This window comes from Herbiconiux liangxiaofengii (assembly GCF_041927335.1).
In the GTDB taxonomy this organism is placed as follows: Bacteria; Actinomycetota; Actinomycetes; order Actinomycetales; family Microbacteriaceae; genus Herbiconiux; species Herbiconiux liangxiaofengii.
The window spans coordinates 157146-179218 of sequence record NZ_JBHFHD010000010.1; the positions used below are offsets into that span (position 1 = coordinate 157146).

20 protein-coding genes are annotated in these 22073 nt (G+C 69.2%); 15 read left to right on the top strand and 5 right to left on the bottom strand.

Annotated features, from left to right (window positions below):
* The first annotated feature begins 5 nt into the window (after positions 1-5).
* On the top strand, positions 6-836 hold the full coding sequence (locus ACEXOR_RS11380) for an aldo/keto reductase (RefSeq protein ID WP_374849752.1): 831 nt from the start codon (positions 6-8) through the stop codon (positions 834-836).
* Here the strand turns inward: ACEXOR_RS11380 and ACEXOR_RS11385 are convergent.
* Positions 829-1668 carry a DUF1295 domain-containing protein gene (locus ACEXOR_RS11385; RefSeq protein WP_374849753.1) on the bottom strand — a complete coding sequence of 280 codons (840 nt, stop codon included), beginning with the start codon at positions 1666-1668 and terminating at the stop codon, positions 829-831. The genes ACEXOR_RS11380 and ACEXOR_RS11385 overlap by 8 nt on opposite strands.
* Before the next feature lie 101 nt (positions 1669-1769).
* On the opposite strand from ACEXOR_RS11385, the gene ACEXOR_RS11390 reads away from it, so the two are divergent.
* The 3 genes from ACEXOR_RS11390 to ACEXOR_RS11400 all read left to right on the top strand — a co-directional run bounded on the left by ACEXOR_RS11390 (position 1770) and on the right by ACEXOR_RS11400 (position 3659).
* Positions 1770-2255, top strand: a complete 486-nt coding sequence (locus ACEXOR_RS11390) for an FHA domain-containing protein (protein WP_374849754.1) — start codon at positions 1770-1772, stop codon at positions 2253-2255.
* A complete protein-coding gene (gene ftsR / locus ACEXOR_RS11395; protein ID WP_374849755.1) occupies positions 2255-2956 on the top strand; it encodes a transcriptional regulator FtsR in 702 nt (233 codons plus the stop codon). The genes ACEXOR_RS11390 and ftsR overlap by 1 nt, the downstream gene beginning before the upstream one ends.
* A gap of 154 nt (positions 2957-3110) precedes the next feature.
* On the top strand, positions 3111-3659 hold the full coding sequence (locus ACEXOR_RS11400) for a MerR family transcriptional regulator (protein WP_374849756.1): 549 nt from the start codon (positions 3111-3113) through the stop codon (positions 3657-3659).
* Positions 3660-3732: 73 nt separating this feature from the next.
* Here the strand turns inward: ACEXOR_RS11400 and ACEXOR_RS11405 are convergent, their stop codons facing one another.
* Positions 3733-4542 carry a ParA family protein gene (locus ACEXOR_RS11405; protein ID WP_374849757.1) on the bottom strand — a complete coding sequence of 270 codons (810 nt, stop codon included), beginning with the start codon at positions 4540-4542 and terminating at the stop codon, positions 3733-3735.
* Between the two features lie 75 nt (positions 4543-4617).
* Between ACEXOR_RS11405 and ACEXOR_RS11410 the strand changes: the two genes are divergently transcribed.
* Both ACEXOR_RS11410 and def read left to right on the top strand, forming a co-directional pair.
* Positions 4618-8031, top strand: coding sequence for a pyruvate carboxylase (locus tag ACEXOR_RS11410; RefSeq protein ID WP_374849758.1), 3414 nt, complete (start codon positions 4618-4620; stop codon positions 8029-8031).
* Positions 8032-8077: 46 nt separating this feature from the next.
* Positions 8078-8569 carry a peptide deformylase gene (gene def / locus ACEXOR_RS11415; RefSeq protein ID WP_374849759.1) on the top strand — a complete coding sequence of 164 codons (492 nt, stop codon included), beginning with the start codon at positions 8078-8080 and terminating at the stop codon, positions 8567-8569.
* A gap of 75 nt (positions 8570-8644) precedes the next feature.
* Here def and ACEXOR_RS11420 read toward each other — a convergent pair whose 3' ends face one another.
* The gene (locus ACEXOR_RS11420) at positions 8645-10468 is read right to left on the bottom strand and encodes an AMP-dependent synthetase/ligase (RefSeq protein WP_374849760.1); all 1824 of its coding nucleotides are present in this window, start codon (positions 10466-10468) and stop codon (positions 8645-8647) included.
* Positions 10469-10565: 97 nt separating this feature from the next.
* On the opposite strand from ACEXOR_RS11420, the gene ACEXOR_RS11425 reads away from it, so the two are divergent.
* From ACEXOR_RS11425 to ACEXOR_RS11435, 3 genes are read left to right on the top strand one after another with little or no spacing between them, the layout of a single operon-like run.
* Positions 10566-11513 (top strand): ROK family glucokinase, encoded by a 948-nt coding sequence (locus tag ACEXOR_RS11425; RefSeq protein ID WP_374849761.1) that lies wholly within the window; start codon positions 10566-10568, stop codon positions 11511-11513.
* Positions 11513-12211 (top strand): lysophospholipid acyltransferase family protein, encoded by a 699-nt coding sequence (locus tag ACEXOR_RS11430; protein ID WP_374849762.1) that lies wholly within the window; start codon positions 11513-11515, stop codon positions 12209-12211. The genes ACEXOR_RS11425 and ACEXOR_RS11430 overlap by 1 nt, the downstream gene beginning before the upstream one ends.
* A 56-nt stretch (positions 12212-12267) precedes the next feature.
* Positions 12268-13602, top strand: a complete 1335-nt coding sequence (locus tag ACEXOR_RS11435) for a class II 3-deoxy-7-phosphoheptulonate synthase (RefSeq protein WP_374849763.1) — start codon at positions 12268-12270, stop codon at positions 13600-13602.
* Positions 13603-13705: 103 nt separating this feature from the next.
* Here the strand turns inward: ACEXOR_RS11435 and pknB are convergent, their stop codons facing one another.
* The gene (gene pknB / locus ACEXOR_RS11440) at positions 13706-15703 is read right to left on the bottom strand and encodes a Stk1 family PASTA domain-containing Ser/Thr kinase (RefSeq protein WP_426983941.1); all 1998 of its coding nucleotides are present in this window, start codon (positions 15701-15703) and stop codon (positions 13706-13708) included.
* Positions 15704-15839: 136 nt separating this feature from the next.
* On the opposite strand from pknB, the gene ACEXOR_RS11445 reads away from it, so the two are divergent.
* A complete protein-coding gene (locus ACEXOR_RS11445) occupies positions 15840-16181 on the top strand; it encodes an Rv2175c family DNA-binding protein (protein ID WP_374849764.1) in 342 nt (113 codons plus the stop codon).
* Between the two features lie 31 nt (positions 16182-16212).
* Here the strand turns inward: ACEXOR_RS11445 and ACEXOR_RS11450 are convergent, their stop codons facing one another.
* The gene (locus ACEXOR_RS11450; RefSeq protein WP_374849765.1) at positions 16213-17322 is read right to left on the bottom strand and encodes a polyprenyl synthetase family protein; all 1110 of its coding nucleotides are present in this window, start codon (positions 17320-17322) and stop codon (positions 16213-16215) included.
* 76 nt (positions 17323-17398) lie between these two features.
* On the opposite strand from ACEXOR_RS11450, the gene ACEXOR_RS11455 reads away from it, so the two are divergent.
* From ACEXOR_RS11455 to ACEXOR_RS11475, 5 genes are all read left to right on the top strand, one after another.
* The gene (locus ACEXOR_RS11455; RefSeq protein ID WP_374849766.1) at positions 17399-17791 is read left to right on the top strand and encodes an SCO2097 family morphological protein; all 393 of its coding nucleotides are present in this window, start codon (positions 17399-17401) and stop codon (positions 17789-17791) included.
* A gap of 248 nt (positions 17792-18039) precedes the next feature.
* Positions 18040-18471, top strand: a complete 432-nt coding sequence (gene mraZ, locus ACEXOR_RS11460) for a division/cell wall cluster transcriptional repressor MraZ (RefSeq protein WP_374849767.1) — start codon at positions 18040-18042, stop codon at positions 18469-18471.
* 137 nt (positions 18472-18608) lie between these two features.
* A complete protein-coding gene (gene rsmH, locus ACEXOR_RS11465; protein ID WP_374849900.1) occupies positions 18609-19562 on the top strand; it encodes a 16S rRNA (cytosine(1402)-N(4))-methyltransferase RsmH in 954 nt (317 codons plus the stop codon).
* Entirely contained in the window at positions 19559-20215 is a 657-nt protein-coding gene (gene ftsL, locus ACEXOR_RS11470) for a cell division protein FtsL (RefSeq protein WP_374849768.1), read from the top strand. Before rsmH ends, ftsL begins: the two co-directional genes overlap by 4 nt.
* A complete protein-coding gene (locus ACEXOR_RS11475; RefSeq protein WP_374849769.1) occupies positions 20187-22046 on the top strand; it encodes a peptidoglycan D,D-transpeptidase FtsI family protein in 1860 nt (619 codons plus the stop codon). The genes ftsL and ACEXOR_RS11475 overlap by 29 nt, the downstream gene beginning before the upstream one ends.
* Positions 22047-22073: the final 27 nt, after the last annotated feature.

The window sequence follows — 22073 nt, forward strand, 5'->3', positions numbered from 1 at the left end:
GTGAGATGACTGAAAACGCTGTTCCCACGGTCTTCCTGAACAACGGAACCACCATCCCGCAGCTCGGTTTCGGAGTATTCAAGGTCGACCCCGACAAGACGAACCGAGTCGTGCGCGACGCGCTCGAGGTGGGCTACCGCCACCTCGACACCGCGAAGATCTACCAGAACGAAGAGGGCGTCGGCCATGCCGTGCACGAGTCGGGCATCGCGCGCGAAGACCTCTTCATCACCACCAAGCTCTGGAACGACGACCAGACGCGCCCGGTCGAGGCCTTCGAGAAGAGCCTCGCCCGTCTGCGCACCGACTACGTCGACCTGTACCTGATCCACTGGCCCACGCCCGAGCGCGACACCTACGTCGACGCCTGGCGCGGCCTGATCGAGATCGCCGAGTCGGGGCGGGCGAAGGCCATCGGCGTGTCGAACTTCACCGTCGACCACCTCGAGCGCCTGATCGCCGAGACCGGTGTCGTGCCGGCCGTCGACCAGGTCGAGCTGCACGTCGACTTCCAGCAGGCCGAGCTCCGCGCCTTCGCGGCCGAGCAGGGCATCGCCATCGAGGCCTGGGGCCCGCTCGGCCAGGGCCGCATCAACGAGTCGCCCGAGCTCGCCGCCATCGCCGAGGCGCACGGCAAGACCGTTCCGCAGACGATCATCCGCTGGCACCTCGACGTGGGCAACATCGTGATCCCGAAGAGCAACAACCGCGACCGGATGGCCCAGAACTTCGACGTGCTCGACTTCGAGCTGTCGGCCGCCGAGATCGCCACCATCCAGACGCTCGACCGCGGGGAGGACGGCCGGAACGGCACGAACCCCCTCGAGTTCAACTAGCGGCCGCACCCGCCGCCTCATCGGCGCTCGTCCTCCTGGGAAACCAGGGGACGAGCGCCGACGTGGTTCGGCGGTAGGAGTCGTAGGCGGGGTACTTCGCGCGCGAGATGCTCTCGGTGAAGAGGGTCGACCCGATGAAGATCACGGTGAGCAGCAGCGGCCCGGCGGCCGGCCACTGCAGCACCGAGCCGGCGCTCAGGGCGCCGATGCCGAAGAAGAGATACCACTGGGCCAGTTCGAAGAAGTAGTTGGGATGGCGGCTGAGACGGAAGAGCCCTGCGGTGAGGAACGGCGGCTCGAGCGGCCGGCCGGCCGCCGCGGCGGCGTGCTTGGCGAGGTGGAACCGCCACTGCTGGCCGTCGGCGACCGTCTCGCCCGCGAGCGCCGCGAGGAACAGTGCCAGCAGCACGACGTCCCACACCCCGAACGGCGTGGCGCGGTGCTGATAAGCCAGATAGGCCGGCATCGCGATGAGCCAGAGCACCCCGTTCTGGACGACCGTGATGAAGAGCAGGTTGAACGCCTGGAACGCGGCCGGAGACATCCGTCGTTGCAGCACGCCCCAGCGGTAGTCCTCGCCGCCGGGAGCGTATCCACCCTTTCGGGAGAAGTTGAAGGTGAGCCTGGCGCCCCACAGGGTGACCACCAGGGCCATGAGCATCAGCCTGAGGTCGGCGAAACCGCTCGCCCCGGCGAAGATCCACACGTAGACGACCGGGATGATCGACCACAGCCGGTCGACCCAGGAATACTCCCGCGTCACCAGCGACAGCACCCACGTGAGGAGGCAGCTCGCCGCCAGAACCCATGCCGACACCATCAAGGGGAACATGGGGGAATCCTAGTGAAGGCGCTCATCGTGTGCTCGGCAGATTCGCGGGTTCAGCGCCACCCCGAATCGACTACGCTGGTCGGAGCAAGGAGGGCAGACGGATGACGAGCAGCACGAACGACGAGAACACGACCCGCATCATCACGGTGCCCACCACCACGGGCGACACGACGCTGTCGCTGACGGGGGAGTTCGCCGCCCAGTTGGCCGCCCTCGAGGGTGGTGTCAGCTCCGAGGAGCTCGATTCGATCGCGGCCCTGCCGTCGGGTTCGGCGTTGCTCATCGTGCGCCGCGGGCCCAACGCGGGTGCCCGGTTCCTGCTCGACACGGCCACCAGCACGGCGGGCCGTCACCCCAACGCCGACATCTTCCTCGACGACGTCACGGTCTCCCGTCGGCACGCCGAATTCTCCCGCCACGGCCACACCTTCATCGTGCGCGACCTGGGTTCGCTGAACGGCACCTACGTCGGAGGCGCCCGCATCGAAGAGGCACTGCTGGACGACGGGGCCGAAGTGCAGATCGGCAAGTTCCGCCTCACGTTCTACCCATCACGTATCGACGTGGTGACCTCCGCGGGCGAGTAGTGCCGAACGCCGCTCCAGCGCCCGGGCAGCAGGCCCAGGCGCCGCTTCTCGGCATCGGTCAGGTGCTCTCCAAGCTCACCGCCGACTTCCCCGACCTCACGCCGTCGAAGCTGCGCTTCCTCGAAGAACGCGGCCTCGTGCATCCCGCGCGCACCCCGTCGGGCTATCGCAAGTTCTCACCCAATGACCTCAGCCGGCTGAAGCTCATCCTCACGCTGCAGCGGGACTGCTATCTGCCGCTCGCGGTGATCAAGGACTATCTCGCCGACGTCGACGCCGGGCTCAACCCGCCGATGCCCGGGGCCGGGGTGCCGGGTGGCGCGTCCATCCTGCAGTCCGGTCGCCGCCTCAGTCGCGACGAACTCACCCGCGAGGCCGGGGCCACGCCGATGCTGGTTCAGGATGCGTTCTCCGCATCGGTGCTCGCTCCGGCGGACGCCTACGGCGAAGACTCGCTGGTCGTGCTGAAGGCCCTGGTGGAACTGCAGCGCAGCGGCATCGAACCACGGCATCTGCGCGGATTCCGCCAGGCGGCGGAACGGGAACTTGGCCTGATCGAGAGCGCTCTGATGCCGGTGGCGCGTCGGCGCGACCCCTCCAGCCGGGCCAAGGCCGCCGAACTGGCGGTGGAGATCGCCGGGCAGCTCGAGGTGGTGCGGTCGAGCCTCATCCGTTCGGCGCTCAGCCGCATCGTTCCGTGACCGGTTTCCGCTCGTCGACCTGCGGTCACGATCGGGTTCCGATGCGCGACACGCCGGGGCCGCAATCGCCACGGTCGTTGCTCCGGGCGGTCGCCCTCGATACCGTTGGGTTGTGGCATCCGATTCCGGCTGCACGCGACGACGGAAGGCCCCGATGAGCGAGCTCAGCCAGGACGACGATTCTCGCTACGACCTCGGCCTCCTCTTCACCGACGGAATGCCCGATCTCGACGGGGCGAACGGCTACCGCGGTGCCGTAGCGGCCCGCGCCGCCGGCATCACCTACCGCCAGCTCGACTACTGGGCGCGCACCGCCCTGGTGGAGCCCACCGTGCGCGGTGCTGCCGGTTCGGGCTCGCAGCGTCTCTACGGCTTCCGCGACATCCTGGTGCTCAAGCTCGTGAAGCGCCTCCTCGACACCGGAATCTCGCTCCAGCAGATCCGCACGGCCATCAATCAGCTGCGGGAGTCGGGCATCAACGACCTGGCTCAGACCACGCTGATGTCCGACGGTGCGAGCGTCTACCTGTGCACCTCCAACGACGAGGTGATCGACCTCGTCAGCCGCGGGCAGGGCGTGTTCGGCATCGCCGTGGGCAAGGTGCTGCGCGAGGTGGAGAACTCGCTGGTCGACCTCGACTCCGTGGTCGCCGACCCGGCCGACGAGCTGGCTGCGCGCCGCGCCACCCGCAAGATCTCCTAGGCACTCGCCGACCCGTCACAAAAGCCCCCCTGAATTCGATTCAGAGGAGCTCTTCTGACGGATGGGCGTGAGGTCAGGCCTTGGCGTCGGCGTACTCGCCCACGCGACCCGTGCGCATCACGCGCTCGAGCAGCAGGTCGAAGTTGCGCGCCATCTCCTGGGCGCCCTCGCCGGGCCACACGTGCAGCGGCTTGGCCGCGCCCTGCGCCTGCTGCAACGAGGTGCGCTCGGGCAGCTGGGGTGAGAGCACGAGCGGCCCGAACATGTCGCGCAGCTCCTTGATGCGGAACTGGTGCTCGAGCGACTGCGACCGCACGCGGTTCACGATGATGCCGAGCGGCTGCAGCCGGGGGGAGAGTCCGCGGCGGATCTCCTCGATCGCGCGGAGGGCACGGTCGGCCGCGGCCACCGAGAACAGGCCGGGCTCGGTGACGACCGTCACCCGGTCGGACGCCGCCCACGCGGTGCGGGTGAGGGCGTTCAGTGACGGAGCACAGTCGATGAGCACGAGGTCGTACTCGCTCTCGACGGTGGCGAGAGCTTCTTCGAGTTTCCAGATGTCGCGGATGGACGGGTGCGGGCCGTCGAAGTTGAGTGCCGAGGGGCTGCCGATCAGAACGTCGATCTTGCCGCCGCGGTCTTTCGTCCACCCCGAGGGAGCGATGGCCGCACGCACGACCTTCTCCTTCGGCGAGGCGAGCACGTCGGCCACGTTGAGGTGGCCGGCCACACGGATGTCCATGCCCGTCGACACGTCGGACTGCGGGTCGAGGTCGACGACGAGGGTGCGGAGGCCCTTGGCGAACGCGGCGGAAGCGAGCCCGAGCGTCACTGTGGTCTTGCCCACACCACCCTTGAGGGAAGAGACGCTGAGTACATGCACAGTCGACAACGTTACCTTCACTAGGCTTGGAGAACCTAACTGTTCGCTGTACGCGCATGCGCCTGAAAGGTCTCCATGTTCTCGAAGATTCTGGTCGCCAACCGCGGGGAGATCGCGATCCGGGCCTTTCGGGCCGCGTACGAACTGGGGGCGAAGACGGTCGCCGTCTTCCCGTACGAAGACCGCAACTCGATGCACCGGCTGAAGGCCGACGAGGCCTACCAGATCGGCGAGGTGGGGCATCCGGTGCGGGCCTACCTCGACGTGGCCGAGATCATCCGCGTGGCGAAGGAGTCCGGTGCCGACGCCATCTACCCGGGGTACGGCTTCCTCTCCGAGAACCCCGAGCTGGCCCGTGCGGCCGCCGAGAACGGCATCACCTTCATCGGGCCCGGCGAGCACGTGCTCGAGATGGCGGGCAACAAGGTCACCGCGAAGGAGCACGCCATCGCGGCCGGCGTGCCCGTGCTGGCCTCCACCCCGGCCACGCGCGACATCGAGGAGCTGCTGGCCGGCGCCGACGCCATCGGCTTCCCCGTGTTCGCCAAGGCGGTCGCCGGTGGTGGCGGGCGGGGGATGCGCCGGGTCGAGACCCGGGAGGAGCTGCGCGGTGCGCTCGAGGCCGCCATGCGCGAGGCCGACAGCGCATTCGGCGACTCGACGATGTTCCTCGAACAGGCCGTGCTCCGGCCGCGGCACATCGAGGTGCAGATCCTCGCCGACAGCACCGGGGCGACCCTGCACCTGTTCGAGCGCGACTGCTCGGTGCAGCGCCGCAACCAGAAGGTCGTCGAGATCGCCCCGGCCCCGAACATCAGCGACGAGCTGCGGGCCGCCCTTCACTCCGACGCCATCAGATTCGCCCGTTCGATCGGCTACGTGAACGCGGGCACGGTCGAGTTCCTGGTCGACACGGTGGGGGAGCGTGCGGGGCAGCACGTGTTCATCGAGATGAACCCGCGCATCCAGGTCGAGCACACCGTGACCGAGGAGGTCACCGACGTCGATCTCGTGCAGTCGCAGATGCTCGTGGCGAGCGGGGTGGCGCTGGCCGACATCGGGCTCACGCAGGACACCATCCGGCTGCACGGTGCCGCGCTGCAGTGCCGAATCACCACCGAAGACCCCACTGCCGGTTTCCGGCCCGACACGGGCAAGATCGCCGCCTACCGCTCACCGGGCGGCGCGGGGGTGCGGCTCGACGGCGGCACCGTCGACGTGGGTGCCCAGATCAGCCCCCACTTCGATTCGATGCTCGCCAAGATGACCTGCCGCGGGCGCGACTTCCCGGCCGCGGTGCGACGGGCCAGGCGCGCTCTGGCCGAGTTCCGCATCCGGGGTGTGTCGACGAACATCCCGTTCCTGCAGGGCGTGCTCGACGACCCGGCGTTCGCCGCCGGCGACCTCAGCACGAGCTTCATCGACGAGCGTCCCCAGCTGCTCGCCGGGCACCCCTCGAAAGACCGCGGCACGAAGATCTTGAACTGGCTGGCGGATGTGACCGTGAACCAGCAGAACGGCCCCCGCACGGTCACGGTGCGCCCGGTCGACAAGCTGCCGGCCATCGATCTGTCGACTCCCGCCCCGGCCGGCTCCCGGCAGCGCCTGCTCGAGCTCGGACCAGAGGGCTTCGCCCGCGCCCTCCGCGCCCAGACCGCCCTGGCCGTCACCGAGACCACCATGCGCGACGCGCATCAGTCGCTGCTCGCCACCCGCGTGCGCACCCGCGACCTGCTCGCGGTGGCGCCGTACGTGGCCCGCCTCACCCCCGAGCTGCTGAGCGTTGAGGCGTGGGGCGGCGCCACCTACGACGTGGCGCTGCGCTTCCTCGGCGAAGACCCGTGGGAGCGGCTGGCCGCACTCCGCGAGGCGCTGCCCAACGTGGCCATCCAGATGTTGCTGCGCGGTCGCAACACGGTCGGCTACACGCCGTACCCCACCGAGGTGACCGATGCGTTCGTGCGCGAGGCCGCCGCCACCGGGGTCGACGTCTTCCGCATCTTCGACGCGCTGAACGACGTGTCGCAGATGCGTCCTGCGATCGAGTCGGTGCTCGCCACGGGTTCCACCATCGCCGAGGTGGCGGTCTGCTACACCGGAGACCTGCTCGACCCGGCCGAAGACCTCTACACGCTCGACTACTACCTGCGGCTCGCCGACGACATCGTCTCGGCCGGGGCGCACGTGCTCGCCGTCAAGGACATGGCGGGACTGCTGCGTCCGGCGGCGGCCGCGACGCTCGTGTCGGCGTTCCGCGAGCGGTTCGACCTGCCGGTGCACGTGCACACCCACGACACGGCCGGCGGTCAGCTGGCCACGCTCCTCGCCGCGAGTGCGGCGGGAGCCGACGCGGTGGATGTGGCGAGCGCGCCGATGGCCGGCACGACCAGCCAGCCCAGCGCATCCGCTCTGGTGGCCGCCCTCGCGCACACCGAGCGCGACACGGGCCTGTCGCTCGAGGCGGTGAGCGATCTCGAGCCTTACTGGGAGGCCGTTCGCCGGCTCTACAGCCCGTTCGAATCGGGGCTGCCCGGCCCCACCGGTCGGGTGTACCGGCACGAGATCCCCGGGGGTCAGCTGTCGAACCTGCGGCAGCAGGCCATCGCACTCGGGCTCGCCGACGACTTCGAGCGCGTGGAAGACCTCTACGCGGCCGCGAACCAGATCCTCGGGCGCATCCCGAAGGTGACCCCGTCGTCGAAGGTGGTGGGCGACCTCGCGCTGCACCTCGCCGCCGTGAAGGCCGACCCGGCCGATTTCGCCGAGAACCCGCAGAACTACGACATCCCCGACTCGGTGGTGGGCTTCATGGCGGGCGAGCTCGGCGAGCTCCCCGGCGGCTGGCCGGAGCCCTTCCGCACCAAGGTGCTCGCGGGACGCGACGTGAAGGTGGGGGTCACGCCGGTCGAGGCTGCCGACCTCGCCTCGATCGCTCCGGATGCGGCCGCCTCCGAGCGGCGCGCCACCCTGAACCGGCTCCTGTTCCCGGGCCCCACCCGCACCTTCGAGCAGCTGCGCGAGCTCTTCGGCGACCTGTCGGTGGTCGACACGGTCGACTACCTCTACGGGCTGCAGCAGGGCACCGAGCACGTGGTGGAGATCGATCGCGGGGTGCGCCTGTTCGTGGGGCTCGAGGCCATCGGGGAGGTCGACGAGCGGGGCATGCGCACCGTCATGACCACGCTCAACGGTCAGCTGCGCCCGGTGAACGTGCGCGACCGCTCGGTGACCGTGCAGACCAAATCGGCCGAGAAGGCGGATGCCGCGAAGCCGGGACACGTGCCCGCCCCGTTCTCCGGCGTGGTGACGCTGAAGGTGGCCGAGGGCGACACGGTGGCGGCCGGAGCCCCGGTGGCCACCATCGAGGCCATGAAGATGGAGGCGGCCATCACCACGCCGGTGGCGGGCACCGTCTCGCGGCTGGCCGTGCCCACCACGCAGCAGGTGGAGGCCGGCGACCTGATCGTCGTCGTCACGCCCGCATCCTGAGCGCATCATCCCGTTCCATCCCCGATTCGAGAGTGAAAGCACCACTGTGACTGTTCGCGAGATCCGCCTGTTCGGCGACCCCGTGCTGAAGACCGTGTCCGATCCGATCGTCGTGATCGACGACCGGGTGCGGGGTCTCGTCGAAGACCTCCTCGACAGCGTGAAGGTGCCGGGCCGTGCCGGCGTCGCCGCCTCGCAGATCGGGGTGAACCTGCGGGCGTTCAGCTACAACGTCGACGGGCAGGTGGGGTACGTGCTGAACCCGGTGCTCGTCGAGACCTCCGGCGAGCCCGAGCTCGTCGACGAGGGCTGCCTGTCGGTGCCCGACCTGTGGTTCAAGACCGCGCGGTACCCGTTCGCGAAGGTGCGGGGCATCGACCTCGACGGCAACGAGGTCGAGATCGAGGGCACCGGCGTGCTAGCCCAGGCGCTCCAGCACGAGACCGACCACCTCGACGGCCTGCTCTACCTCGATCGCTTAGACAAGCCCTCCCGCCGCGAGGCCATGCGCCAGGTGCGCGAGTCCTCCTGGTTCTGACGTCTCGCCGAGTTGCGCCAAATTGCCCCTAATCGCACGCGATAGGGGCAATTTGGCGCAACTCGGCGAGACGGGTCAGTGGGAGAGGGATACTCCTTCGGTGGCGGGGGCGTTGGAGTAGATGCCGTCGATGGCCGAGGCGTAGTCCTTCAGGATGACGTTGCGCTTGATCGACATCTTCGGGGTGAGGTGTCCGCTCTCCTCGGTGAACTCGTCGGTGAGCACCACGAACTTGCGGATCGACTCCGCCCGCGAGACGAGCGTGTTCGCCTCGTCGACCGCGCGCTGGATCTCGGCCAGCACCGCCGGGTTCTGGGCGGCCGCCTGCAGGCTGAGCGTCGCATCCTGACCGTTGTTGCCGAGCCAGGCCGGCAGCATCTCGGAGTCGAGGGTGACCAGGGCGGAGATGAAGGGGCGCTGGTCGCCCACCACCACCACCTGGCCCACGACCGGATTGGCGCGGATGGGGTCTTCGAGCACCGCGGGGGCGACGTTCTTGCCGCCGGCGGTGACGATGATCTCCTTCTTGCGGCCCGTGATGGTGAGGAAGCCGTCGTCGTCGAGGGTGCCGATGTCGCCCGACTTGAACCACTCGCCGTCCATCACCTCGGCGGTGGCCTCGGGGTTGTTCCAGTAGCCGGCGAACACGTTGACGCCCTTGATCAGGATCTCGCCGTCGTCGGCGATCTTCACGCCGACGCCCGGGAGGGCGGGCCCGACGGTGCCGATCTTGAACTGCTCCGGCACGTTCACCGTGGCCGGCGCGGTGGTCTCGGTGAGGCCGTACCCCTCGAGGATCTTGACTCCCAGGCTCCGGTAGAAGTGGCCGAGGTGGTGGCCGAGCGGGGCCGAGCCCGACACCGCGTACTTCACCCGGCCGCCGAGCGCGGCGCGGAGCTTGGACAGCACCAGGCGGTCGAGCACGGCGAAACGGAGCTTGAGGCCGAGCGGCACGCTGCCGGCGTCGAGCGCTTCGGAGTGCAGCACCGCCACGGCGGCCGCGGCGCGGAAGATCTTGCCCTTGCCGCCCGCCTCGGCCTTCTGCTCGGAGGAGTTGTACACCTTCTCGAACACGCGCGGCACCGCGAGCAGGAAGGTGGGCTTGAACGAACCGAGCGCCGGGAGCAGGTTCTTCGTGTTCGACTCGTGCCCCACCTTCACCCCGGCGTACACCGAGAGCACCGAGATGAAGCGCGCGTAGACGTGCGCGGTGGTGACGAACAGCAGCGTCGACGACCCGGGTGCCAGCACGTCGGCCATGGAGACCGCGGCGTTGCGGCTCAGCTCGACGAAGTTGGAGTGGGTGAGGATGCAGCCCTTGGGCCGCCCCATCGTTCCCGAGGTGTAGATGAGGGTCGCCAGGTCGGAGCCCTTGGCCAGGTTGCGACGGCGCTCGACCTCCTCGTCGGAGACCGCGCCCCCTGACTGGGCGAGCTTGTCGAGGTCGCCGAGGTCGACCTGCCACACGCGGGTGACGAGCGGCACATCGGCGTGCACCTCGTCGAAGCGGGCGAAGTGGTCGGCGGTCTCGAGGATGATGGCGGTCGCGCCCGAGTCGCTCAGGTTCCACTGCACCTGCGCGGGGGAGGAGGTCTCGTAGATCGGCACCAGCACCGCACCGGCGAACCAGGTGGCGAAGTCGATCAACGTCCACTCGTAGCGGGTGTGGCACATCAGGCCGATCTTGTCGCCGGGTTCGATGCCCGCGGCGATCAGGCCCTTGGCCACGGCCGTGACCTGAGCCAGGAACTCGGCGGCGCTGATGTCGCGCCAGAGGCCGTCGTCGGGCACGGCGAACAGCGGCTGGTCCGGCGCGAGCCGGACACGCTCGACGAGCAGATCGGTCACGTTCGCCTCGGGGTCGGCTACGACGACGGGAGGGTTCACATACTGGTCCACGGCAGCTCCTTCGGTACCGGTCAGGTTCAACTCCCCTACACTCTACTTGGTGCGCCTGGGGCTTCTCCGGGCGCAGCGCTCCGTCGAAAGGACCACCATGCGCGCGATCGGCATCGACATCGGCGGCACCAAGATCGCCGGCGCCGTGGTCGACGAGTTCGGCACCATCGTGCGGCAGGACCGGCGGCCCACCATCGCCGCCGAGCCCCAGGTGATCGAAGACACAGTGGTGGAGATGGTGCAGCACCTCGCCGAGGGCGAGCAGATCGCCGCCGTGGGCGTGGCCGCCGCGGGCTTCATCGACTCCTCGCAGTCGGTGGTGTACTACGCCCCCAACATCAACTGGCGCAACGAGCCCTTCCGAGAGAAGCTGCAGGAGCGGCTCGGGATGCACATCATCGTCGAGAACGACGCGAACGCCGCCGGGTGGGCCGAGTTCCGCTTCGGCGCCGGCCGACTGGTGAGCGACATGGTGATGCTCACCATCGGCACCGGGGTGGGCGGCGCGATCGTGAGCGGCGACCGCCTGTTCCGAGGCGGCTTCGGCGCCGGTGCGGAGCTCGGGCACATGCGCGTCGTCCCGAACGGGCTGCCGTGCGGCTGCGGCGCCCACGGCTGCATCGAGCAGTACGGCTCGGGCCGCGCGCTGCTCAGGCTGGCCAACGAGCTGGCCGACGCCGGCGGGATCGGGCAGGTGCTCGCATCCGTTCGCCAGCGCAAGGGCGTGCTCACCGGGCACGACGTCAGCGAGCTCGTCACCATCGGCGACCCGGGAGCCCTGTCGGCGCTCCGAACGCTCGGAACCTGGATCGGGCAGGCCTGCTCGAGCCTCGGCGCCGTGCTCGACCCGCAGCTGTTCGTGATCGGCGGCGGGGTCGCCCAGGCCGGGGCTCTGCTGCTGGACCCCATCCGGCAGTCGTTCCTGGAGACGCTGCCGGCGCGCGGGTACCATCCTGAGCCCTCATTCGCGATCGCCGAGCTGGTCAACGACGCGGGCGTCGTGGGCGCGGCCGACCTCGCCCGTCAGTACGCGGAGTCGATCTGATGTTCTACTTCCTGGCCAAGTACCTCCTGATCGCCCCGGTGCTGAAGACCTTCTTCAGGCCCTGGGTGATCGGGCTCGAGAACATCCCGGCCACCGGCGGCGCCATCCTCGCCTCGAACCACCTCTCGTTCAGCGACTCGGTGTTCCTGCCCGTGGTGGTCGACCGGCAGGTGTCGTTCCTGGCCAAGAGCGAGTACTTCACGGGCAAGGGAATCAAGGGCTTCCTGGTGCGCCTGTTCTTCATCGCGTCGGGACAGCTGCCCATCGACCGGGCCGGCGGCAAGGCCTCGGAGGCGTCGCTGAACACCGGGCTCCGGGTGCTCGCGCGGGGCGACCTGCTCGGCATCTACCCCGAGGGCACCCGCAGCCCCGACGCCAAGCTGTACCGCGGTCGCACCGGCGTGGCGCGGATGGTGCTCGAGGCGCACGTGCCCATCATCCCGGTGGCGATGATCGACACGGAGAAGGTGATGCCCATCGGCACCAAGCTCCCCAAGATCCGCCGGATTGGCATCGTGATCGGCGAGCCACTAGATTTCAGTAGGTTCGAGGGACTGGAATCAGACCGGTTCATCCTCCGCTCCGTGACCGACGAGATCATGTACGAGCTGCATCGCCTGGGAGGCCAGGAATACGCGGACGTCTATGCGACTTCGGTCAAGGAGAATCGCGCGAGACCTCGCGCAGCCGCCAAATAGATACGGGAATCCCAGTGGTAGATCCAACAGAGCAAATCGTCGAAGCGGATGAATCGGTGATCGCGGGTCTGGACTATTGGCGCACCCTGCCGGTGAAGCAGCAGCCGGAGTGGCCCGATCAGGGCGCCGTGGAGGCCGTGTCGCGCGAGATCGCGACCCTGCCGCCGCTCGTGTTCGCCGGCGAGGTCGACAACCTCCGCTCCCGGCTGGCCACCGCGGCCCGCGGCGAGGCGTTCCTCCTGCAGGGCGGCGACTGCGCCGAGACCTTCGCGGGTGCCACGGCCGACCAGATCCGCGACCGCGTGAAGACCATCCTGCAGATGGCCGTGGTGCTCACCTACGGCGCCTCGATGCCGGTCATCAAGATGGGCCGGATGGCGGGTCAGTTCGCCAAGCCCCGCTCGAGCGACACCGAGACCCGGGGCGACGTCACGCTGCCCGCGTACCGCGGCGACATCGTGAACGGCTACGACTTCACGCCCGAGTCGCGCACCGCGAACCCGAAGCGCCTGCTCGACGGCTACCACATGGCCGCTTCGACGCTGAACCTCATCCGTGCGTTCACGCAGGGCGGTTTCGCCGACCTGCGCCAGGTGCATCACTGGAACAAGGGCTTCACCTCGAATCCGGCCAACGTGCGTTACGAGCAGCTGGCCGGCGAGATCGATCGTGCCGTGAAGTTCATGGTGGCGTGCGGCGCCGACTTCGAGGCGCTCAAGCGCACCGAGTTCTACGTGAGCCACGAGGGCCTGCTGTTCGACTACGAGCGCCCCATGACGCGCATCGACTCGCGCACCGGCACGCCGTACAACACCTCGAGCCACTTCATCTGGATCGGGGAGCGCACGCGCGAGCTCGACGGCGCGCACGTCGACTTCCTCTCCCGGGTGCGCAACCCCATCGGTGTGAAGCTCGGCCCCACCACCACGGCCGACGACATGCTGCGCCTCATCGACAAGCTCGACCCCGAGCGCGAGCCCGGGCGTCTGACGTTCATCACGCGCATGGGTGCGGGCAAGATCCGGGATGCGCTGCCGCCGCTGCTGGAAGCCATCAAGGCCAGCGACGCACTTCCGCTCTGGGTCACCGACCCGATGCACGGCAACGGGCTCACCACCCCGAACGGCTACAAGACCCGTCGTTTCGACGACGTGGTCGACGAGGTCAAGGGCTTCTTCGAGGCGCACCGGGCCGCGGGAACGCACCCGGGCGGCATCCACGTGGAGCTCACGGGCGACGACGTCACCGAGTGCCTCGGCGGCTCGGAGCACATCGACGAGGCGACGCTGTCGACTCGGTACGAGTCGCTCTGCGACCCGCGCCTGAACCACATGCAGTCGCTCGAGCTCGCGTTCCTGGTGGCCGAAGAGCTCAAGATCGCCCGCTCCTAGCGTCTCGTTCCCCGCGACCCGTCGCAATCCGCCCTGAAAAGCACCCAGCTGGGGCGGATTGCGACGGGTCGCTGTTGTTTCGCCCCGGGTGGGAGCGCGCGCGTCAGACGAAGGTGACCGTGAGGGTTGAGCCCTTGGGAACCATGGTGCCGGGCGCCGGGTTGGTGCCCGTGACACGCACCAGGCCGGGCGCGAGGTCGGCCCCGAAGTTGTAATCGAGTGAGAAGCCCGCGTCGGTGAGGGTCTGCTTCGCCTTGTCCCAGGTCTGGCCGACCACGTCGGGCACGGGTACCGGAGCCGGCCCGCGGGAGATGTCGAGCGTGATGGACGTGCCCTGGGTGATGGCGCCCTCCGGGAGGATGGCGTTGTACACCTGACCCTCCGGGACGTCCTCGTTGAAGTCGGACGAGCCCTCCACCCCGACGAGCCCGACGGCGGCGAGCTTCGCCTGGGCGTCTTCGAGCGTGAGGCCGATCACTCCGGGAACCGGGCCGAGCGACACCACCAGGGTGATGGGCTGCTGCTCGCCGTACTCCGCGCCCAGCTGGTTGCCGTCGGCGCCGAGGGCCGCGAGCACCACGCCCGCCGCCGCGTCGGAGGAGAACCGAGTCTGCGAGGGCGCGCTGGTGAAGCCCGCCTGTTCGAGGGTGGTCTTCGCCGAACCCTCGTCGATGCCGGTGAGAGTGGGAACGGGGAGCATGGCGGGGCCGCTCGACACGAGCACGGTCACCGGTCCGCCGTTCTGCACCCTGGAGCCCGGGCCGGGATCGGTGCCCACCACCGAGCCGACCGGCACCGTGGGGCTGGTGGCCTGCTGCTGGGTGGGCTGGAGGCCGAGGCCCTGCAGGGTGGCGACCGCCGCATCCGGGGCCTGGGTGCTGACATCGGGCACCGTGATCATGGCGCCGGGGCCTGCGGCGAAGTACCACGCCCCGCTGCCGAGACCGGCGGCCAGCAGCAGCACCAGGGCGAACACCCAGAACCCGCGACGACGGCGCCGGGCGCTCTTGACGGCCAGGCGGTCGCGCGTGGGCGACCCGGCCCCAGGTCCTCCGCGGTTCTCCGACGGAGCAGCGAGCGCGGCGGCCGATGGCGCGGCGAACGCGGTGGTGGCCCCGGCCGGGGGAGCGACCGCCGCCATCTGACCGGTGCGACGGCGCGACTCGAGCACCTGCGTCTGCGCGTGGTCGAGGTCGGCGTCGAAGGTCTCGGGCAGCACGACCGTGCGGCCGGTGGCGTTGCCGGAGGGCCGGGTGCCCACGATCGCCCGCTCGGCCTCGCGCAGCTGCTCGAGCATCTCGCGGGCGTCGTTCGGCCGCTCGTCCGGGCTCTTGGCCGTGGCCCAGAGCACCAGGTCGTCGAGCTGTTCGGGAACCCCGGGGTTCGCGACGCTCGGCACCGGCATCGGGTCGTTCGCGTGCTGGAACGCGATGGCCATCGGCCGTTCGCCCACGTAGGGCTGGGCTCCGACGAGCATCTCGTACATCATGATGCCGGCCGCGTAGATGTCGCTGCGGGCGTCGGCGGTGCCCCGGGTGAGCAGCTCGGGGGAGAGGTAGGCGATGGTGCCCAGCAGCGCCTGACCGGTGGCCGTGTTGGCGCTCACGGCACGGGCGAGGCCGAAATCGCTGATCTTGATGCGGCCGTCATCGGCCAGCAGCACGTTCTCGGGCTTGAGGTCGCGGTGCACGATGCCGGCCTTGTGGGCCGCGGCCAGGCCGCCGAGCACCGCATCCATGACATCGACGGTCTGCTCGGTGGTGAGCTTGCCGTAGTCCTTCAGCAGATCGCGGAGCGTGACCCCGGGCAGGTACTCCATGACGAGGTAGGCCATGTCGCTGTCCTGGCCCTGGTCGAACACGTTCACCACGTTCGGATGCGCGAGCCGGGCCGCCGAGCGGGCCTCCTGCACGAAGCGCTCCTTGAACACCGCGTCGTCGGCGAGGTGCCCGTGCATGATCTTGATGGCCACCTGACGCTCGAGCCGCAGATCGGTGGCGAGGTACACGGTGGCCATGCCGCCGCGCGCGATCCGCGACCGCACCGAGTACCGGCCGTCGATGAGGCGTCCGATCATGGGGTCGGGCGGGGCGCTGGTCACGCATCCGAGTCTAGAGAGAGGGTCATCCTGTTGGCCGCATAGACACCGGGCGAGCGGGCATCCGGATGCGCAAATTTATGCAACCGTGATGAGACCCGATTGCGGCCCCGCCCCGCTCGCGTGGCAATCTGTACTCGTGACTGATCTGCCCGCCACCCAGTGGCTGTCCGTTCCCGACCTCGCCGACCTCACCGGGCTCACCCCCAGCAGGGTGCGCCGGCTCATCGAAGACCGCCACCTCATCGCGGTGCGGCGCGACGGGGTGCTCTCGGTGCCCGCCGACTTCGTGAAAGACGGGGAGCCGCTCACCGAGCTGCGCGGCACGATCATCGTGCTGGCCGACAACCGGTTCGGCGACGACGAGATCATGGAGTGGCTGCTGCAGCCCAACGACCTGCTCGACACCACGCCCATCGCGGCGCTGCGGGCCGGCCGGAAGGCCGAGGTGCGCCGGGTGGCGCAGGCGCTGGGCTTCTAGGCCCCGAACGCGGCGCTGCGTCGCCGGGGATTCAGGCCGCGCGGTTGACGAGCCTCTTGGCGAGGCTCGTGAGCTCGGCGCGGGCCGTGTCGCCGAGCGGAGCGCGCTCGAGTTCGCCGAGAGCTGCGCGCAGGCGGCCCGAGATCATCATCTCCACCTCGGTGACCGCGCCCGTCTCGACCATGGTCTGCTGCAGCATCCGGATCTGGCCCGCGTCGAGGTCGGGGTCGCCGACCAGCTCGTCGAAGAGCCGGCGCGCCGACGGGTCGAGCCGGGACCGGGTGAGCGACACCAGAACGGTGCGCTTGCCCTCGCGGAGGTCGTCGCCGGAGGGCTTGCCGGTGAGCTCGGCGTCGCCGAACACGCCCAGCACGTCGTCGCGAAGCTGGAACGCGATGCCGAGCGGCAGCCCGAAGCGCCGCAGGGCGTCGACCTGCTCCGGCGCCGCGCCGCGGAGCGATGCGCCGATGACGAGGGGGGCCTCGACGCTGTACTTCGCCGACTTGTACACGATCACGCGTTCGGCGCGGTCGAGCGAGGTCTCGGGATCGGTGGTGGCCCAGGCGCGCTCCTCGAGCAGATCGAGGTACTGACCGAGCGTGACCTCCGTGCGCATGGTGTCGACGGCTTCGCGGGCGGCGAGGTGCGTCTCGAGCGACGGGGCGCCGAGCACGGCCCGTGCGATGAGCTCGTCGCTCCACGCCAGGAGCAGGTCGCCGAGGAGCACGGCGCTGCCCTCGCCGAACGTGCGACCGCTGCCCTGCCAGCCGCCCTCGGTGTGCAGAGACTCGAACCGGCGGTGCGCCGAGGGCATGCCGCGCCGCGTGTCGGAGTTGTCGATGATGTCGTCGTGCACGAGGGCCGCGGCGTGGAAGAGCTCGAGCCCGGCGCACAGGTCGACCAGCGCGTCGAGCTCCTTCTCCGACGGGGTCGCCGATGCGGACGCGGCGGGCGATACCGACCGCCAGCCCCAGTAACAGAACAGTGCCCGGAAGCGTTTGCCGCCGCTGAGAAGATCCCGCGAGAACCGCGAGAAGGGGGCCAGTTCCGGGGCCACCCGGCTGAGAATGGTGTCACGCGATGCGAGGAACTCCACGATTCGAGCATCGACGAGATTGACTAGGCGCGGGCTTTCCATCACTCGCCTAGCCTAGCCAGACCACGCACACTAGAATCAGCGTTACCACGCGTCGGTCCCGAGCCTGAGGTTGAAGAGCATGCCGCTTTCGGAGCAAGAACAACGACTCCTCGATGAGATGGAGCGCAGTCTCTACCACAACGACGCCGATTTCGTGTCGGCGGTCAGCGGTGGCCGGGGGCGACTCAACTACGGTGCCCTCGTGCTGGGCATCCTGGTGGGCATCCTGGGCCTCGGCGTGGTGATCACCGGTGTCATCCTGCACCAGCCGCTGATCGGTCTGGCCGGTTTCGTGGCCATGTTCGGCGGCGTGCTGCTGGCCCTTCGCCGCAGCAATCGCGGTCCGGCCCCCAAGGCCCCGCTGGGCGGCACGCCCGCGGCCGGCCGAGGAGCCACCGCCACCTCGAAGTCGGGGTTCATGGATCGACTCAACGACCGCTGGGAGCGGCGCGACGACGATCGCGGCGAGTAGGCGCCAGCCCCCCACTTTCCTCCCCACCAGAGAGACCGGCCTTCGGGCCGGTCTTTTTTTGTGCCCGAAATCCCGTCGTAGCGGGCCAGAACGCTCCATTTCCCTCCACCCGGTACTTCCCTGACATTCCGGGCCAGAATCCGCACAAAGTGGGGTCAAAAGGGCGAATGTCGTAGGTATGTGGTGCGTAGTGGAGTAAAGTGGAGGTCAAGCCCACAACAATCTGGCCGGAGAGAACGGGGAGGTAGATGTTTCTTGGCACCTACGAACCCAAGCTCGACGAAAAAGGGCGCGTCATCCTTCCCGCCAAGTTCCGCGACGAGCTGTCCGGCGGCATGGTCATGACCCGGGGCCAGGAGAACTGCATCTACGTGTTCTCGACCCGTGAGTTCGAGACCGTGCACGAGAAGATCCGTCAGGCCCCCGTCACCAGCAAGCAGGCGCGGGACTACCAGCGCGTGTTCCTCTCCGGAGCGAGTGCCGAGACGCCTGACAAGCAGAACCGCGTCACCATCCCCGCGCCGCTGCGCCACTACGCGGGCCTGGACCGCGACCTCGTGGTGATCGGCGTCGGCTCGCGGGCCGAGATCTGGGACTCCGAGTCGTGGAGCACCTACCTCGCGGCCCAGGAGGCCGCCTTCTCCGAGACCGACGAGGAGGTGATCCCTGGCCTCTTCTGAGTCGTCGTCCCTGACTCCCAGCCGTTCACAGCCCTGACGCACTTCCCCGGCGCCAGGTCGAACGCCCTGACACACTTCCCCGGTGCCAGGTCGGAATGGATGGGGATCAGGGACGACGAAGCAGTGGCCGGATGCTCATGGACTTCTCCGACATCCACACCTCGGTTCTCCTCGAACGCTCGATCGAGTTGCTCGGCCCCGCGCTCGGCGCTCCGGGTGCCGTGCTGGTCGACTGCACCCTCGGGCTCGGCGGTCACTCCGAGGCCTTCCTCCAGGCCTTTCCCGAGCTGCACCTCGTGGGGCTCGATCGCGACCCCAACGCCCTCCGGCTCGCGGGGGAGCGGCTAGAGCGTTTCGCCGAGCGCATCGACCTCGTGCACTGCGTCTACGACGAGATCGACGAGGCCCTCGACGGGCTCGGCATCGCCGAGGTCGACGGCGTGCTCTTCGACCTGGGTGTCTCGTCGATGCAGCTCGACGAGGTGGAGCGGGGCTTCTCGTACTCGAAGGATGCGCCGCTGGACATGCGCATGGACGACACGGCCGACTTCACCGCCGCCGAGATCGTCGCCACCTACTCCGAGGCCGACCTCCGCCGCATCTTCCGCGACTACGGCGAGGAGAAGCTCGCCGACCGCTACGCCCGCTTCATCGTGCGGGCCCGCGACGAGTCGCCCATCCTCCGCTCCGGTCAGCTGGTCGACATCATCCAGGCGGCCACGCCCGCCAAGTTCTCCAACTCCGGCCACCCGGCCAAGCGGGTCTTCCAGGCTCTGCGCATCGAGGTGAACGCCGAGCTGTCCGTGCTCGAGCGCGCGCTGCCCAAGGCCATCGACGCTCTGGTGGTGGGCGGCCGCATCGTGGTGCTCGCCTTCCAGTCGCTCGAAGACCGCATCGTCAAGCGCGAGTTGGCGAAGCGGTCGGTCTCGACCGCTCCCGCGGGGCTGCCGGTCGAGCTTCCCGAGCACCGGCCCGAGCTGAAGCTGCTCGTGCGCGGCGCCGAACTCGCCGACGACGACGAGCGGGCCCGCAACCCCCGATCCATCCCCGTCCGCCTCCGAGCAGCAGAACGAATCAGGAGGTCCGCATGACGAACCTGGCCGGCGCCTACATGTCCCGCCCCCGCCCCACCATGGGCCAGACCGCTCTCGCCGAGCGCGAGCCCGAGCTCGACGAGCCGGGCTTCGACCTGCCGCGGATCTCCCCACGGATCGAGATCGTGCCCTCGCGCACGCAGCGCCGGGCCCGGCCCAAGATCGCCTACGCCGCCGTGGTGGTGACGGGTGTGCTCGCCATCGTGGTCACCCAGCTGCTGCTGTCGATCGGGCTCTCCGACGGGGCCTACGAGATCTCGTCGCTGCAGCAGTCGCAGAAGGAGCTCGACCGCACCAACCAGGTGCTGAGCGAGCAGTACGACTCGCTCTCCTCGCCGCAGCACCTGGCCGCCAGCGCCGAGGCGCTCGGCATGGTGGCCAACAGCACCCCGGTGTACCTGCGCCTCTCCGACGGCGCCGTGCTCGGCTCGCCGGCTCCCGCCTCGGCGTCGAACCCCACCGTCTCCGGTGGCCAGCTGCTCATTCCCAACTCACTGCTCGCCGCGCCCGCCGCGGCGGCCCCGCAGTCGCCCGCCCCCGAGGCCCCTGCTGCGGCGGCCACCGGCGACACGGCGGGTGCGGCTCCCGTGACCGACGCCCCGGCCGACGTACCGTGGTCAGGTGCGCTTCCCTCCCCGACCACCCGCTGACGGCGCGGCCGTGATCTCCGCCGTCGACCGAAGCACCCGTCGGCGCGCCGCGCTGGCCGTGGCCGCCGTTCTGGCCGTCGTGGCCGTGTTCGTGGTTCGACTGGTGAGCATCCAGATCGTGCAGGCCGACACCCTGAACGCCGAGGCGTTCGACAAGCTCTCGGCCGAGTCCTCCAGCTACGGCCTTCGAGGTGACATCGTCGACGACGACGGCACCGTGCTGGCCACGACGGTGCTGCGCTACGACGTGACGGCCTCGCCCAAGTCGGTGACCGACTTCGAGCGCACCAAAGACGACGGCACCACCGAAGAGGTGACGGCCAACCAGGCCGCGGGGGAGATCGCCGCCATCATCGGCCAGACCGCCGATCAGGTGTACGGCACGCTCACGGCCGACCCGTCGTCGAACCACGCCTACGTGGTGCGTGACATCGACGTCGACGCCTTCCGCGCCATCCGCGATCTCGACATCCCGTGGCTCTACTACGCCTCGCATCCCAAGCGCACCTACCCGAACGGCGCGGTGGGCGGCAGCATCGTGGGCTTCATGGGCGAGGACACCTCCGACGGCTCCGACGCCGAGACCACCGACGGCGACGAGGCGAACCAGGTGGGCCTCTCGGGCGTCGAGCAGATGCAGAACCAGTGCCTCACCGGCACCGACGGTGTCGAGACCTACGAGCGCGGCGCCGACGGCGTCGCCATCCCGGGCTCCACGAAGACGGTGGTGCAGGCCGAACAGGGCGGTACGGCGGTGCTCACCCTGGACAGCGACCTGCAGTGGTTCTCGCAGCAGGCACTGCTGGCGCGCATCCAGGAGACCGGAGCGGCCTGGGGCACCGTGGTGGTGCAGGAGGTCAAGACCGGCAAGCTGCTCGCCGTGGCCGACTACCCCAGCGTCGACCCGAACAACATCGACGCCACACCCGCCGACCAGCGCGGATCCGTCGCGTTCCAGTCGCCGTTCGAGCCTGGCTCGACCTTCAAGGCGCTCACCGCCGCCTCGGTGCTCGACGCGGGACTGGCCGACGTGGGCACCCAGGTGGAGGCCCCGTTCATCTACACCGACGCCAACGGCGCCTCGACCCGCGACAGCGAATTCCACACCGACCCGCTGCGTCTCACCTTCGCGGGCGTGATGCAGGAGTCCTCCAACACGGGTACCGCGATGCTCGGCGAACTGCTCTCCAGCGAGCAGCGCTACGCGTACATGGAGAAGTTCCACATGACCAAGCCCAGCGAGGTCGGCTTCCCGGCCGAGTCGGGCGGCATCCTGGCGCCGTGGCAGGACTGGGACGACCAGACCAACCTCACCACCACGTTCGGCCAGGGCGTGTCGAACACGGCCATCCAGATCGCGAGCCTCTACCAGACGCTCGGCAACGGCGGCGTGCGCCTGCCGGTGCAACTCGTCGAGGGCTGCCGCGCCGAAGACGGCAGCATGACCGAGGTTCCGGATGCGACCGGCGAGCAGGTGGTGCCGAGCACCGTGTCGACCGACGTCGTCAACATGCTCGAGACGGTCGTCACCGGCGGATACGCCGCGTCGTCGCTGGAGATCCCGGGCTACCGGGTGGCCGCGAAGACCGGCACCGCGCAGATGAGCGACGGCTCAGGCGCGTACGGCGACAGCTACATCACCTCGGTGGCCGGCCTCGCTCCGGCGGAGGATCCGCAGTACGTCGTTTCGGTCACCATCGCGAAGCCCGTTACCATTGAGTCGGCCCTGGCTGCGGCGCCGGTCTTCCAGAAGATCATGTCGCAGGTGCTGAAGGAGAAGCGAGTGCTCCCCTCCACCATCCCCGCTCCAGACCTGCCGACGACGTATTGAGCACCGAACTAGTGAACACCGAGGAGA